Origin of the sequence: Maribacter sp. ACAM166, from assembly GCF_005771495.1 — a bacterium.
Taxonomy (GTDB): domain Bacteria; phylum Bacteroidota; class Bacteroidia; order Flavobacteriales; family Flavobacteriaceae; genus Maribacter.
The window spans coordinates 1-15,907 of the sequence record NZ_VAUW01000018.1; the positions used below are offsets into that span (position 1 = coordinate 1).

At 36.9% G+C, this 15,907-nt stretch carries 14 protein-coding genes; 3 read left to right on the forward strand and 11 right to left on the reverse strand.

Annotated features, from left to right (window positions below; translation table 11 throughout):
• The first annotated feature begins 514 nt into the window (after positions 1-514).
• The 3 genes from ES765_RS12680 (at position 515) to ES765_RS12690 (ending at position 2,768) form a co-directional block, all read left to right on the forward strand.
• On the forward strand, positions 515-886 hold the full coding sequence (locus ES765_RS12680; protein WP_138114696.1) for a hypothetical protein: 372 nt from the start codon (positions 515-517) through the stop codon (positions 884-886).
• A gap of 189 nt (positions 887-1,075) precedes the next feature.
• On the forward strand, positions 1,076-1,600 hold the full coding sequence (locus ES765_RS12685; RefSeq protein ID WP_138114697.1) for a GNAT family N-acetyltransferase: 525 nt from the start codon (positions 1,076-1,078) through the stop codon (positions 1,598-1,600).
• A gap of 16 nt (positions 1,601-1,616) precedes the next feature.
• Complete coding sequence (locus tag ES765_RS12690; RefSeq protein WP_138114698.1) at positions 1,617-2,768, forward strand: serine hydrolase domain-containing protein; 1,152 nt, start codon at positions 1,617-1,619, stop codon at positions 2,766-2,768.
• Positions 2,769-2,784: 16 nt separating this feature from the next.
• Here ES765_RS12690 and ES765_RS12695 read toward each other — a convergent pair whose 3' ends face one another.
• From ES765_RS12695 to ES765_RS12740, 11 genes are all read right to left on the reverse strand, one after another.
• Entirely contained in the window at positions 2,785-3,942 is a 1,158-nt protein-coding gene (locus ES765_RS12695; RefSeq protein ID WP_138114762.1) for a methionine aminotransferase, read from the reverse strand.
• A gap of 167 nt (positions 3,943-4,109) precedes the next feature.
• Positions 4,110-4,238, reverse strand: a complete 129-nt coding sequence (locus tag ES765_RS22730) for a DJ-1/PfpI family protein (RefSeq protein ID WP_317131417.1) — start codon at positions 4,236-4,238, stop codon at positions 4,110-4,112.
• Between the two features lie 94 nt (positions 4,239-4,332).
• Positions 4,333-4,479 carry a DJ-1/PfpI family protein gene (locus ES765_RS22735; protein WP_317131418.1) on the reverse strand — a complete coding sequence of 49 codons (147 nt, stop codon included), beginning with the start codon at positions 4,477-4,479 and terminating at the stop codon, positions 4,333-4,335.
• Between the two features lie 178 nt (positions 4,480-4,657).
• Positions 4,658-4,756, reverse strand: coding sequence for a very short patch repair endonuclease (locus tag ES765_RS22320; RefSeq protein WP_249356372.1), 99 nt, complete (start codon positions 4,754-4,756; stop codon positions 4,658-4,660).
• Positions 4,757-5,144: 388 nt separating this feature from the next.
• Positions 5,145-5,891, reverse strand: coding sequence for a succinate dehydrogenase/fumarate reductase iron-sulfur subunit (locus tag ES765_RS12710; RefSeq protein ID WP_138114699.1), 747 nt, complete (start codon positions 5,889-5,891; stop codon positions 5,145-5,147).
• Between the two features lie 6 nt (positions 5,892-5,897).
• On the reverse strand, positions 5,898-7,901 hold the full coding sequence (locus ES765_RS12715; RefSeq protein WP_138114700.1) for a fumarate reductase/succinate dehydrogenase flavoprotein subunit: 2,004 nt from the start codon (positions 7,899-7,901) through the stop codon (positions 5,898-5,900).
• Positions 7,902-7,903: 2 nt separating this feature from the next.
• Positions 7,904-8,572: a succinate dehydrogenase cytochrome b subunit gene (locus ES765_RS12720; RefSeq protein ID WP_138114701.1), complete on the reverse strand. Its 669-nt coding sequence runs from the start codon at positions 8,570-8,572 to the stop codon at positions 7,904-7,906.
• 173 nt (positions 8,573-8,745) lie between these two features.
• Positions 8,746-9,180, reverse strand: coding sequence for a hypothetical protein (locus tag ES765_RS12725; RefSeq protein ID WP_138114702.1), 435 nt, complete (start codon positions 9,178-9,180; stop codon positions 8,746-8,748).
• A 590-nt stretch (positions 9,181-9,770) separates the two neighbouring features.
• A complete protein-coding gene (locus ES765_RS12730) occupies positions 9,771-12,617 on the reverse strand; it encodes a VPS10 domain-containing protein (RefSeq protein ID WP_138114703.1) in 2,847 nt (948 codons plus the stop codon).
• Between the two features lie 79 nt (positions 12,618-12,696).
• Positions 12,697-14,457: a M28 family peptidase gene (locus ES765_RS12735; RefSeq protein ID WP_249356377.1), complete on the reverse strand. Its 1,761-nt coding sequence runs from the start codon at positions 14,455-14,457 to the stop codon at positions 12,697-12,699.
• A complete protein-coding gene (locus ES765_RS12740) occupies positions 14,445-15,896 on the reverse strand; it encodes a M20/M25/M40 family metallo-hydrolase (protein ID WP_138114704.1) in 1,452 nt (483 codons plus the stop codon). The genes ES765_RS12735 and ES765_RS12740 overlap by 13 nt, the downstream gene beginning before the upstream one ends.
• Positions 15,897-15,907: the final 11 nt, after the last annotated feature.

Sequence of the window (15,907 nt, forward strand, 5' to 3'; positions counted from 1 at the left end):
CTTTGGTAATTTCTTGGTGAATATTATCTCAGGCCTTATTGCATATAGCTTCTTGCCCAAGAAACCTAGCATCAAATATCAAACCGTTAAAACAAATCAACTAGTTATGTTTTAATCGAACTCAGGTTATTAAATACTTAACCAACATGAATGCTCAATTTAACCACGCTGTATCAAAAGAAAAAGTACAAGTATACCGAAATGATTTTTTCAGCGGATTTTTAAGACTTACTAAAAAGTTATTTATGATATAACGTATTTTCTATCAGTTAAAAAAGAGCGACTTAGACAAGTCGCTCTTTTTTTTGCCAAATTTTACCAATTACTTAGAATCAAGTTATTCACATAGGAGAGGTATAAGTAGAATTTTGTTATCCTTCTCAACTAAACTTGTATAGCTACACAACAAGTATAGTGCGTTTTACCACAAATATTAAAATGTAAGAAAAAAGCTACATATATTTGTATTGTAATACAAAGTGAATCCCAAATCGCTTTATAAACTTAACCTAACATGAAATCCGTATTAAAGTGCATGCTCCTATTGGTACTGGTTAGCTCCTGTTCAAAAATTGAATTAAATGATGACCCGATTATTGGTATTTGGAAACATTCCGTAAAAACTGCCACCAATACTAATAAAATGGTGATAGACAATGAGGAATGGATTTTCAACGATGTCTATATGGGTCGTTTTCATGGCTATAGAAAAGGTCAAGTAGTTTTCTTAACCGATTTTAAATGGTCTGTAGAAAATGGAACTTATATAGTTAGGTATCCTGGCACCGATTTCCCAGATGACTTAGTTGAAATGAAAGAGACAGAAGATGGTACTGTTCTCATCAGAGCAGAAGGTAAAATATTCGCACAAAAAGAGAAATCTTAATAAAATATCTTTAGGTATGCAGTTTAATTAGGAAGAAAATATAGTAAAGTTGAAAATTGCCCTGTTAACGATTGACTTACTAATACGAGAAATTCCAAAGTGGTCAGAATAATTCGTTAACCCAAGTTTTAATTATTAAATTCCCCCGAATGGAGCAAAGAAATTTGCTCCTTTTTTTATTTTAGCGGTATGGTACTTAAATATAGAAAATGTAAGACTACTGATTTAAATCAATTGATTCAAATTTCACAACAAACCTTTGTTGAAGCTTTTGAAAAAGATAACAATCGCAATGATTTTGCAAACTACATAGAAAAGGCTTTTTCTGAAAATTCATTAAAAGGAGAGTTAGCAAATACAAACACTCAATTTTACTTTGTGTATAACAACGTAGAATTGGTAGCTTACTTCAAGCTTAATGTCGGAACCGCACAAACAGATGTTAAATTGAGTGATAGCTTAGAGCTTGAGCGCATTTATGTCTTGTCGATATATCAAGGGATGGGACTTGGGGCACAGCTTCTTGTTCAGGTCAAGAATATAGCAATTGAAGATGGTAAAAACATGCTTTGGTTAGGGGTCTGGGAAAAGAATGTACGGGCCATACAATTTTACCAAAGACACGGTTTTCAGAAATTTGGAACACATCCTTACTTTATAGGTCTAGATGAACAAACAGATTGGCTAATGCGTTTTGATTTAGGTAACTTGTAGGTTTAAATACTGTCCTATGAAAAAACGTTACCTAATTATACTCCTGTTTTGTTGTTTCCTGAAATTACATGCGCAAGAATATTATTTCCCAGAAGCTAATTCCAGCTGGGAACGTAAAACTCCTAAATCTTTTAAAATTAACGAAAAGGAACTGAATAGTGCAGTGGCATTCGCAGAGGCCAACGAATATTCTGGTTCACGAGATTTGCGTATCGCAATTTTAAAAGGATTTGAACTCGAACCTTTTCATCAGATTCTGGGGCCTACCAAAAAGCGCGGAGGTCCGGCTGGGATTATTCTTAAAAACGGTTATATCGTAGCACAATGGGGTGATACGAAAAGGGTAGATATGACTTTTAGTGTTACCAAAAGTTTTTTGAGTACTATGGCGGGTCTGGCAGAAGATGACGGTTTGATGTCCAATACCAAGGATAATGTTGCTCATTATATATGGGATGATACTTTTAAGGGCGCTCATAATTCTAAAATTACTTGGGAGCACTTATTACAACAAAATTCAGCTTGGTCGGGTGAGTTATGGGGCGGTAAGGATTGGGCCGATAGACCATCAAGTGAAGGTGATATTGATGATTGGAAGTTCGAGGAACCAAAAGAACCAGGTACGGTAATGGAGTATAATGACGTTCGTGTAAATGTTTTAGCCTATTCTCTAACCCATCTTTGGCGTAAGCCCATGCCACTTGTACTTAAAGAAAGAATAATGGACAAAATTGATGCATCAACTACTTGGCGATGGTTCGGGTATGATCATGCATGGACAGAAATCGATGGACTTAAAATGAAATCGGTTACCGGTGGAGGTCATTCTGGCGCTGGACTATTTATTAATACAGAAGATATGGCGCGATTTGGGCTGCTTTTTTTGAATAATGGTAAATGGCAAAACGAACAATTGATTTCCTCCTCATGGATTAAAAAAGCAACTACGCCATCTACTCCAAATCCTAATTATGGATATATGTGGTGGCTGAATAAAAAAGGTGACCGCCATTGGGAAGGACTTTCTGAAAATATTTATTATGCCGCCGGTTTTGGAGGTAACTTTATCGTAATTGACAAGGAACATGATGTAGTGGTCATAACCCGTTGGTTAGAACCCAATAAAATTGAAGAATTCATGAAGAAAGTTACTGCTGCCTTCAAGTAAAAGTTAACTGTATAAATTAAAAAGAGCAGAGTATTTCTATAGCCTTTTCTAAAGTATCCTGTTTTTTAGCAAAGCAAAACCGTAGCATATGGTCATTACGGTTCTTAATGTTAAATGAAGAAATCGGAATACTAGCTAATCGATGGTCTACAATCAATCGTTTTCCGAGAGATTCATCATTTTCCATGGTAATATCTGTGTAGTCTAGTAATTGAAAATAGGTTCCTTGGGAGGGAGTAAATTTAAATCGACTTGCTTTTATACCATTAAGAAAAAAATCTCTTTTCTGTTGATAGAAATTGTTTAATTCAAGATAATGGGCTGTATTTTTCAAATACATAGCTAAAGCACGTTGAACCGGATGGTCCACGCAAAAAACAGCGAATTGATGTACTTTTCTAAATTCATTCATGAGTTCAGCTGGAGCGGCACAATAACCAATTTTCCATCCAGTTACATGAAATGTTTTTCCGAAGGACGCACAGATAAAACTTCGTTCGGCCAAGTCTTTAAAACGGGAGGCACTGTGGTGGGTCTCTCCATCAAAAATGATATGTTCATAGACTTCATCACTGAGCAGAATACTATTAGTAGGCTTCAATAGTTCTTGAAGCATTAACATATCTTGCTTAGATAGTATTTTTCCACTCGGGTTGTGAGGAGTGTTAATAATTACCATCTTCGTTCGGTTACTGATTTTTTCTTTGAAATCTGACCAGTCAATAGTATAATCCGGAGCGTTTAATTGTACATATATAGCTTTCCCTCCGTTTAAGGCAATTGCGGGCTCATAACAGTCGTACGCAGGTTTAATGACAATTACCTCATCCCCCAAGCCAATAAAGGCAGTAATGGCTGTATAGATAGCTTGAGTTGCGCCTACAGTTACAGTAATCTCATTTTCCGGATTATAACGGTGGTTATGTAGCGTTTCGATTTTTTCTGAGATAACTTCTCTAAGGCCCAAATAACCGGGCATAGGTGCGTATTGGTTATGTCCACTCTCCATAGCATCGGTAACTAAGGAAAGTAATTTGGGGTCAGCGTCAAAATTTGGAAAACCCTGTGAGAGGTCAATCGCATTATGTTTTCGGGCTAAAGTTCCTACAGTTGTAAAAATTGTCGTCTTTACATCTGGCAGTTTAGATTTGGAAGTAAGCAAAGCATAGTTCATAAAAGTAAATGTATGAAATTTAGAAAAGGTCATAAAATAAAGCCAAACCATTTGGTTAAGCTTTCTTCTTCCTTTAAAGTATGCATGTTGCACTTCATGTTTACCTACTTTAATCCCTTCGATTAGTTCAGCATTTAATAAATCATCTTTAACTGAATAGAAAGATGTCATTTCCTTCCTTTTAATACTCCGGCGCTAATTAAGATCCATTGTGTATGACATATAGCAGCAACAGGTTTTTTTATTTTAAAGAATTCACGAACATACTCTAAGACATTCTCGTTTGGTCTTAACATATTTGGATTTATTACCCCACCTTGTTAGTACAAAGGCGGAATAGTCTTCTGCTTTGACTTCCTATAAGCTCTTACCTAACTTATAACTGTTTGACTAAATCCAATCGGCCCAACCTTTGATTACACCGCTTTCTGGGCTTACTATTTCTACAGCAAAGCCTTTTCTTAGCATTGCTTCCTTTGGTGATGTTAATTCACTTTCTTCAAATCCATTGGTAGCTAAAAGTGCTATCCTCTTTATATGTAGTTTTAATGATTAAAACATTCTTTGATACTTAATTACAAATAATAAGGGGTAGATGCCGTTAAATGCACATTAAATAATAGACCCCAAGGGTTGAGGATTTCCTAATGGAGCTCATATATAATCAGTTTTCGCTCAATTAAACTGATTTTAAAGGTACAATGGTTTCTCCTAGTCATTTTGACAAGTTTTTTTTAACATCAATTTCCCAATACCGGATTACGGTATAGCCAAGTTTCTTTAATTCAGTAGTTACCTCTTTATCACGTTTCATATTACGTTCAATTTTGGCAATTTAAAATTCTCTATTTGTTTTTATTTTGGGTTTGCGTTCTTCCCAATTCTTTAAATGTCAGTATGCACCATCTATAAAAAAGATTGTTTTGTATCTGGGTAAGGCAATTTCTGATTAACTTTTTATAATCGATACGGTATCGGAAGCCAGCGGCATACAAATTTTTTCTAAAGGCTAATTCGGGTTTTGTATTCTTACCCCGAATTTAACTCATGATTTTAGAACACTGGGTGTGGTGAAAAAGCCAGATTCTTCGTTAAAACCCTGAACCTTAATGTGGTTTTCTTTATAGTCTTCAGGCAAAGTCTAAAACTAAAAAATCCCACGCCTTTTAGCATGGGATTTTTAGATTTATTATGAGTGGTAATTATCCTTTTAAAGTAGCACTTAAATATTCACGGTTCATACGGGCAATGTTTTCTAATGAAATGCCCTTTGGACATTCAACCTCACAAGCCCCGGTATTGGTACAATTACCAAAACCTTCAAGATCCATCTGGCGAACCATATTCTGTACACGCTCGGTAGCTTCTACTTGACCTTGCGGTAGAAGTGCATATTGAGAAATCTTAGCTGAAGTAAACAACATAGCACTCGCATTTTTACAAGCTGCGACACATGCTCCGCAACCAATACAAGCTGCTGAATAGAAAGCATCATCAGCTTTTTCCTTCGCAATAGGAATAGCGTTAGCATCTTGTGTGTTTCCTGAGGTATTTACAGAGATAAAACCACCTGCTTGTTGAATTCTATCAAAAGAAGTGCGGTCAACAATTAAATCTTTGATTACCGGAAAAGCTTTTGCTCTAAATGGTTCTATTACGATAGTATCACCATCATTGAACTTTCTCATGTGTAATTGACAGGTAGTTACTGCCCTGTCTGGACCATGTGGCTCACCATTAATTTGCAATGAACAAGACCCACAAATACCTTCTCGACAATCATGATCAAATTCAACGGGTTCTTCATCCTTATTAATCAAATCCTCATTAAGAACGTCCATCATTTCAAGAAAAGACATGTCGCCGTCTATACCATCTATGGTATAGTTCATCATGCTTCCTTTGGATTTGGCATCTTTTTGACGCCATATTTTTAGATTCAGCTTCATAGCTTCTTATTTATAACTTCTAGTTTTTAGTTCGATGTTTTCGTACTTCAGTTCTTCCTTATGCAATACTGCATCTTTAGGTTCCCCTTTGTATTCCCAAGCGGATACGAACTTAAAGTTTTCATCATCACGCAAAGCCTCTCCGTCTGGAGTTTGGTATTCTTCACGGAAGTGACCGCCACAAGATTCATTTCTAGCTAATGCATCTTTTGCGAACAATTCACCCAATTCAAGGAAATCGGCAACTCTACCAGCTTTTTCTAATTCTTGGTTTTTACTATTTGCGGTTCCAGGTACTTTTACATTTTCCCAGAAATCTTTTCTCAAAGCAGAAATCTCATCAATTGCTTCCTGTAAATCTTTTGCATTCCGAGACATACCACATTTGTCCCACATAATTTTACCAAGCTTTTTGTGATAAAAATCTACGGAGTGCAATCCTTTACCGGTCATCAATTTATCCATACGGTCACGAACCTCTTTTTCTGCCTGATTGAATTCAGGGGAATCCGTAGGAATTTTTCCGGTTCTAATATCATTAGAAAGATAATCTCCAATCGTATAAGGTAGCACAAAATAACCATCTGCTAAACCTTGCATTAAAGCAGAAGCACCCAATCTGTTTGCACCGTGGTCGCTAAAATTAGCCTCTCCCGCAGCATAACATCCTTCTATAGTGGTCTGTAAATTATAATCTACCCAAAGTCCACCCATCGTATAATGAACCGCAGGATAGATCATCATTGGCGTCTTATAAGGATTTTCATCAACAATCTTCTCATACATTTGAAAAAGATTGCCATATTTGGCCTCTACAACCTCTTCACCTAAAGCTCTTAATTCTTTGTCCGTGGGATCTTTATGACCACTTGTCAAGGCTTTTTCTCTACCGTAACGCATGATAGCAGCATCAAAATCTAAATAAACTGCTTCGCCTGTTTTATTTACACCAAAACCAGCATCACAACGCTCTTTTGCTGCTCTAGAAGCTACATCACGAGGCACCAAGTTACCGAAAGCAGGGTAACGTCTTTCCAAGTAGTAATCCCTATCCTCTTCCTTAATTTGAGTTGGCTTTAATTTACCCTCACGAATTGCGAGTGAATCTTCTTTTTTGTTAGGTACCCAAATACGTCCATCATTTCGAAGCGATTCTGACATTAAAGTCAATTTCGATTGATGATCTCCAGAAACTGGTATACAGGTTGGGTGTATCTGCGTATAGCAAGGATTAGCGAAATGCGCACCTCTACGGTGTGCTCGCCAAGCAGCCATAACATTGCTTCCCATAGCATTTGTAGATAGGAAAAAGACATTACCATATCCGCCAGTAGCCAAAACTACAGCATGTGCTGAGTGACGTTCTATTTCACCGGTTACCAAGTTACGTGCAATTATACCACGGGCCTTGCCATCAACCTTTACCAAATCCATCATTTCATGACGGTTAAACGGTTGAATCTTACCTCTATTTATTTGACGGTTCATAGCAGAGTATGCACCTAACAATAATTGTTGTCCTGTTTGTCCTTTTGCATAAAATGTTCTGGAAACCAAAACCCCACCAAAAGAGCGATTGTCTAAAAGGCCACCATATTCACGTGCAAAAGGAACCCCTTGTGCTACGCATTGATCAATTATTTGACCCGATACTTCTGCTAAACGATATACATTACCTTCTCTAGAGCGGTAATCACCACCTTTTACAGTATCATAGAACAAGCGATAATTACTATCCCCATCTCCTTGATAGTTCTTTGCGGCGTTAATACCACCTTGTGCAGCAATAGAGTGCGCACGCCGAGGTGAATCTTGATAGCAAAACGTTTTTACATTATATCCTAATTCTGCTAACGTTGCCGCAGCAGACCCGCCAGCTAATCCTGTGCCAACAACGATAATATCTATATTACGTTTGTTCGCTGGGTTAACCAGGTTAATTTTGTTTTTATGTGAAGTCCACTTGTCGGCCAATGGCCCAGCAGGAACTTTTGCATCCAATATGCCCATACTTAGTGTGTTATTGGGTTAAGGTGATGATATATAGCAATGAATGCAAAGCCAAGTGGTATTGCAATGGCATATATCTTTGTAAATGTTTGTATTGCCGGAGAGTATTTATTATTGAGACCCATTGACTGAAATGAGGATGCAAAACCATGTAATAAATGCAAAGCCAATAGACCAAAGGCAATTACATAAAGAACTGTTCTCCATATCGGTTCGAATTTTTCTACCGTCTCTGCATAATAACGTGTTGGATCTTCTAAGCTACCCTCTATGTATTTATAGGCCATTTCATGTACCCAAAAGTCATACATGTGTAATCCAAGAAAAGCAAGTACAACCAGCCCAGTAATAAACATATTTCTGGAAATCCAAGAGGAGTTGGCACCACCATTATACTTTGCATAGCTTATAGCTCTTGCTCTATTGTTTCTAATTTCCAAAATAATTCCCATAACAAAATGTACAATGACACCGGCAATTAATATTGGTTGTAAAACAAATTGTACCAAAGGATTATAACCCATAAAATGGGACCAAGAATTAAATGTATCTGGGGCAATCACAGAGGTAATATTGATGACGAAGTGTTGGCCTAGGAAGAAGACCAAAAAAAGACCAGAAAGTGCCATCACTACTTTTCGGGCTATTGAAGATTTTATCAATCTACTCATTATGTTGATTTTTTTTGCGATGTAAAGTTACGGTACAGGTAAGTTATTAACAAGTTTTCAAGAACTTTAGTATCTCTATTTAGACTGATTTTAAGATCAATTTTTTCGGTGTTGAAGAATTTAATAGAATATCGACTCAAAGAATTAAATTTATTAAACAAAAACTCAGAGGTTTATTCTTCGGTAGGTTGGTTAATGGCATTTGATTTATCTAATGCCCATAGTAGGGCATCGTCTAAATCTTGAAAATGAGCGATGAAATTCTTAAAGAATATTCGTTCTAACACAACACTGGCAAAACTTCCTTTTGTTTGCCCTACGCCTGCACAGTATGCCAACTCATTTCTATTTTTATAAAACATCACCCAACTAGATGGAACAACGTAGTAACTGTTAATACGATTGGCAATGTAAATTATGGGAATTTCCATTCCAAAAATGTCTTGTGCCGCAGACATAACCTTTTCGGCATTTTCCCATTTAAAAAGAACACCTTCATTTATTTCCGATATTATTATTCCTCCCTTGAAGAAATAAAAAACACCAAATTCAAACTCCCTTATTTCTCGAATGCGTTTAAATATATCAAGTTCCTTAACCCGCTTCATAAATGGAAATTTATTGGGGGTAAATGTAATTATTATTAATAAAATAGCTTGTCAAATCCTTTATAAAGGTCACATTTAAGGGCCACAATATTATTCTAAAATTGACACATATTTTAATGTCCTTAAAGTTGAATGGATATTGCTTTGGGGGGGGGAGTATAAAACTAACAACTAAAGTAATTTCACCTACTGCCGAATACTAATTTCACTCCTATTTTTAGAATTAAAAGATAGTAGTACCATGGCGTTAATATGTAGCGATGTAAAAATAGCATCGACTTACATTTGTCTCTTATGGGTTTTCTTGGGTATGTAGTTCACTTGGATCTGTAGGAATACAGTTCCGGGGCCGACTTCAAACTCTTTGCCTTCTATTGCGAAAATAGCGTTGCCGGTTTGTCTAAAAAAAACTTCATACCTTGTATTAGATTTATGAAGCTCCACTTTTTGACAAGGTTTAAAGATGGCAGTACCTAACATGATTAATAGTTGAATTTCATTAGAACCGATTAACATTCTTTTTTTAATTTAGGGGTTATGGATAACCAGTAAATTTGGTAATATATTCTAATCAACTATTTTCATGTTCACTACTCAATTTCAAAAGTAATCTGTTCTGTTTCTCCATTACCTTGAAGTTCTAGAGAATAGGAGCCTTTGGGAAGATAGGTTTTTCCATTATCGGCTTGCTTCAACGCTGTTTTGTGCTTTTTAAGGTAGTTCAATTTCCCAATTTTAGAAAAGGCCATGTCAGAGGATAAAATGTTTAATCCTTGGTCAGATATAATATCGGTTTCACTCACTACAATATCATCGGAAGATTTTATTGTAGCATGATATACTTCATCAGTTCCCGAATAAAAGGAAATGTTCAGACCGGGCGTGCTCGATTTGGACCATGAGCCCCGCGAATTCCCCCATCTGCTTGAAAATCTTATGTTTTCCAGCGGATAGAGGTGCAACCCTTTTTGTAAGATTTCTGGAGTTAATTTTTCTATTTGAGAGATATCTGCTTTGTATATACTTCTACCATGTGTGCCCACTAATAAATGTTTGGCTTCTGACTGAATAGCAAGATCGTGAACAGCCACATAAGGCATTCCGTTTTGAAATGACTCCCACGATGCTCCTTGATTAAGGGAAAGATAAAGTCCGTTATCGGTTCCTACGAACAGTAAATTTTCATTTTGTGGATCTTCGATAATTACGTTTACGGGCGATGTAGGAATGTTACTTGTAATATCTTTCCAAGTCACTCCTTTATTTTCACTAACATAAATATATGATGTAAAATCGTCTGCGCGATAGCCATTTAAGGTAACATATACCCTTTCCTCTTTATGTTTAGATGCGATGACCCTGCTTACCCATAAATTTTGTGGTAAACTTTTAGAAATCACGTGCCAACTATCACCACCGTTGTCGCTACGCTGAATGAGTCCGTCATCACTACCGGTGTATAATAAACCAAATTTGAATGGAGATTCGCTTATAGTAGCTAAGGTGCCGTAAGCCACGTTTCCATTTTTCCCACCATGTGTCAAATCATCAGATATAGTTTCCCAGTCATCACCTTGGTTTAAAGAGCGATGTAGTTTATTACCGCCCATGTATATAATATCTTGATTATGTGTGGATAATAAAATTGGAGACTGCCAATTGAATCTATAGGGTGTTTCACCTAACTCATGCTTTGGTTGTATGTATTTGTTATTCTTGGTTTCGAGATTTAACCTGTAGTAATTTCCAAACTGATACCCTGTGTAGAGAATATTAGGGTTGCGATTGTCTATTTGAACCTGCATACCATCACCTCCCATAATTGATTTCCATGGATACTGACCATCTTGATGCCATTCTGAATTTTCATCCGCATTATGTGGCCCCATCCACACACCATTATCTTGCAAGCCACCATATACATTATATGGTTTTTGGTTATCTACCGCAATTGCATAAAACTGACCTACTACCGGAGAATTATTTTTAACCCAATGTTCACCATCATCATAGGTTGTATTTACACCACCGTCGTTTCCATTGATTAAATGACCCTTTAACTTTGGGTTGATCCAAAGTGCATGATGATCAGAATGTACATTGTCACTATTAATAGATTTGTAGGTATTGCCGCCATCTTTGGAAGAAATAATGGGAACACCGGCCAAATAAATCGCGTTGGCATTATTTGGGTCTACATTAATTTGTGCAAAATAATAGCCATAACTATAGAAAAGGTCATCGATGTATTCGTCATTTTGTTTTTTCCAGGTTTTACCGCCGTTATTGCTTCGGTATACCTCGGCACCAATAACTGGTGTATCGAATAACATAGCATTTGCATTTTCTAAATAAAGCGCTAGGTCTGCAGGTTTAACCGCATCGCTCTGTATCATTTGCTTTACATTGGCAGCGCGGTACTTTTCTTGAAAATTGTTAGTCTTTAAAAAATCGTTCAGTTCTTTATCATTCAGGTTGAGGAATGCTTCTTTTGAAAGTGATTTAAAATCGTCTTTTGACAAGCCTTGCTGTTTATCTTTTTTTTCTTCAGATTTTTTTCTTCTATTTTGATTGTCATGTACGGCATAAACCGTGTTTTCATCAAAGACCGCCAGTCCTATTCTACCAACACCTTCACCCGTAGGAAATCCGCTGGATGATGTAGAAACTTTATTCCATGTACTACCAGCATCAATACTTTTATAAATGCCAGAACCTTCACCGTTACCGATAAAATTCCATGCTTTTCTATCCTTTTGCCATGCTGCGGCGTATTGTATGTTGAAATTATTAGGAGCAAAAGCCACATCTATTATACCCGTCTTATTATTGATAAATAAGGTCTTTTTCCATGATTTTCCACCATCGGTAGTTTTATAGACCCCACGCTCTTCATTTGGTGAATAGAGGTGACCTACTACACCAACCGTAACTTCATCTGCATTATTAGGATTGACCAAAATACGGCCGATATGATGCGAATCGGACAGGCCCATATGTTGCCAAGTTTTACCTTTATCCGTAGATTTTAAAATACCGATACCTGCATAAGAAGAACGTGAGGCGTTATTTTCTCCGGTTCCCACCCAAATGGTCCCACTAGCCCAGTGCACAGCAATATCTCCCAAATTTTGGGTTTGAGTTTCGTCCATTACAGGAGAAAAGGACGTGCCGTTATTATTGGTATACCATAATCCACCAGAGGCATAGGCTACATAATATTCTGTTGGCTTATCTTCGTTTACCGCCAAATCTACCACACGGCCGCTCATAATCGACGGGCCAATATTTTTTAATGGAACATTCTTGACCAATGAATTTGCCTCCATTGCCTTTTTAGAGACAAGTGACTCATCAACTTTTTGGGATGCTGTAGGTCGTATTTGAGCCGTAGCCATTGAAATGCCAGCGAGTAGAAGAAAGTAAAATTGTTTCATTTTGTAGCGTATACTATTGTTGATGGTAAGTTAAGGAATAGTTTGTCCCTTGGTAATAATGAAAAGAGAGCGATTGGGCTTATAGTGCGCTCAGTTTTTCTAATAAAGCATCCGATTTCGATTCGATTTTTTTTTGTGCATCATTAATCGCGTTCTTTACAGAACTATCGTCTTCATTCACAACATCGATTACGGATGCAATGGCCTTATTATACCAATCATTCCATGCATTTAGTATTTGAATTTCATGGGCTAATTTTTCGCCATTTTCAATTGCTGTTTTACTTAATTCAAATTCATTTGACAATCGAAGTAACGCTTGCTCTTTTAAAACTGATATCTGTTCTAGTGCAAAACTCGAATCTGAATTGACCAATTTTAAACCACTTACCAACGCTGCAGTTCCTACATTTTTTAAGGTTTCTTGCGACACCTTATCTATTCGGTCATTATCGGTATGGTAGAATTGGTCTGTAAAATGCCAAAGTAGGAGTCCGGGAATATTTGCTTCTAAAAATGGAGTGTGATCACTACCGCCCTCAAACGGATTCGTTCCAACTACCCAGTTAGCAAAATTGCCCTGTTCTTTGAAAGTGGTATATATAAAATCGTTGAGGTAATGGGGTTTCATATCTTCTAAGGACAAAACGTCACCGCCCCATTCCGTATGCTTATCCGCACCACGTGTCCAAATTGCACTTGGGTCAGGCATTTTCTCAATTAAAAACGAACCACCCGTTATTGATGTATTTTCACCTACCATATCTAAACTTATGCCCCATCTTATGCCTATGGCACGTTCTTGATTTTCTTGAATATACCTGCGCGTAGAGATGATTTCATCGCCCCATAAAAAAGTCATGGTACGATCTAATTCTATAGTTCCATTCCTGAAAAGTTTTGCGGCCACTTTAGCAATTTCTAATTGCGCACCAATTCCGGTGGCGTTGTCATTGGCACCCGGTTCTTGAATATGTGCGCTGAATACAAGTCGCTCATCTGGTTTCTTTGAACCTTTGATATTTGCTACAATGGTCAATTCTTCGGATGTGTACCGTTTGGTTTGAATAGTAACTAGCACCTTGGTTTTTCCTTTTTGTAATTGGCTAGTCAATTTTTCTTTTGCTTCATAGGAAAGTGCAATACCCCAAAAATTAGTTGAATCTTGTGATGGTAGACTTCTAAATTGTATTGATGTTTTGTTTTTTTTCGGTTGTAGATAATTCGGATTATCATAAGTGATGATGCCTAACGCTCCGTTTTCTAATACAGTTTCAAAAATTCTTCTGGCGCTTAATTCGGTAAAAACTATTTTATCCTTAATCGTTATAGTAGCTAACTCATCAATACTTTGAATATGTACAATTTCAGCTTCAACTCCATTTTCAGGAGTAGATGCCGAATTTAGGTAGGTCATATTTCGGTTCGAGACAGACTCTAAAAAAGGTTCGTCTTCACCAACGATTTGCAAAGATGCGGAAACCGGTTCCCACGTTTGGTGGTCCATTGTTCTCTTTTCAATGCGATAGGTTAGTCGGTCTGTAGTACTTGCTTTTTCTTCTAATACATAGCCAGCGGCTTTTAAAGTATCGGCAATGAGATAGATCGTATTATTAAATCCGGTATTCCCCACAACGCGCCAATAATCTTCCACAAAGTCCGTGGTTTCATAGGCAAGTTTTCCCGTAAATTCTGGACGTATCAATTCAAAATAATTGACCGATTTTTCTTCTGAATATTGCGAACATCCAATTAAAAAAGAAAAGCAGAGCAAAATGGGAATAATGCCCTGCTTAAACATTTTTTTTAATAAGGATTGTAGAATTTTTATTTCTCCCATTTCCAATCATTACCAATAATCAATTTTTCTTTCAAGTTATTTTTGATCATGAATTCTTTAGTAGTTTCACTATCCATTTTGGTTGCAGGTAATTTGTCTGCATTGGCTACTGAATAAAGCATCATTGTTCCAAAACGAGCGGTATTGGTCATGTGGTCTTTATTCACCAGATTGAAATTATCACAATCAGAATGGTAGCAGCCATAAATAGAACGGTCTAAATTGCTGTTTACGGATAGAATTGGAACACCTTCTAGCATAAATGGTTGATGATCGCTATGCAACCCAGAATTATTCGAAAAAGTATTTTGGTAGATGGTATCTTGTTGTTGAATCGCAGCACCTAACTCCTTAAAAAACTGCTCATCGTCTAATTTGCCACCAGCGTTCATACCTATTGGGTTACCAGACATATCTAGATTCATCATATACTTTATTTTGTCTATGGTGTTGTTTTTAATAGCTTGCTCTACTAAATATGTAGAACCTAAAAGCCCTTGTTCTTCCCCCATGAACATCACAAATTTTACGGTACGTTTTGGGTGCAAATTATTGGCTTTAAAAGCTCGTGCTATATCTATAACAGCAAAAGAACCAATACCATTATCGATAGCACCGGTTGCCAAATCCCAAGAATCTAAATGACCACCAAGTACTATTTCCTCTTCTGGAATTTCACTACCTGGTAACGTCGCTACGACATTTCTGGCTTTTATAACATCACTTTTGTTGGTCATTGCTATTTTAGCAGTGGCTTTTTTAGTTTTCAAGGATTCTTTTAGAGCCATACCATCTTCCTTGCCAATACAAACTGCAGGAATTGGGATTAACTCTCCGGTTACAGACGCAGTACCCGTTAATAGCACTCCGTTATCCACTTGATTAACGATGATGATACCGATAGCACCATTTTTAATAGCCAAGGCTGATTTTTCACTTCGATGAAGATTGGTCAACCCTTCTGGACTATCAGGTAAAATATTAATATACACCAAGGCAATTTTTCCCTTTACGGCATCTGGGTTGACAGTATAATTTGCATCCAAACCATTACCCATATCTACGATTTCTCCTGATACAATAGCTTCAATAGGAGAATGACCTAGCGTAACAACTTTTACAGGTTCATTATTGATTTCTAAGGAAACGTTACCTCTAGACCATGCTTCCACCTCAAAAGTTTGATATTCTACATTTTCAAAACCATATTCCTTAAACTTATTATAGGTGTATTCTTCGGCTTTTTCGCCGTTAGAAGACCCCGTCAATCTATGGCCGATTGTTTCGGTAGCCTCTTTTAAAGTACTATAGCCTTTAGTGTTTGCTATGATTTCAGTATCTATCCGTTTAAATAATTCGGCTTGTGATTCTTCTTTTTTGGTTTCACCGCAAGAACTCATCAAGATTGCTAATAAGGCGAAAGAGATTGGTTTTTTCATGTTTTGATGTA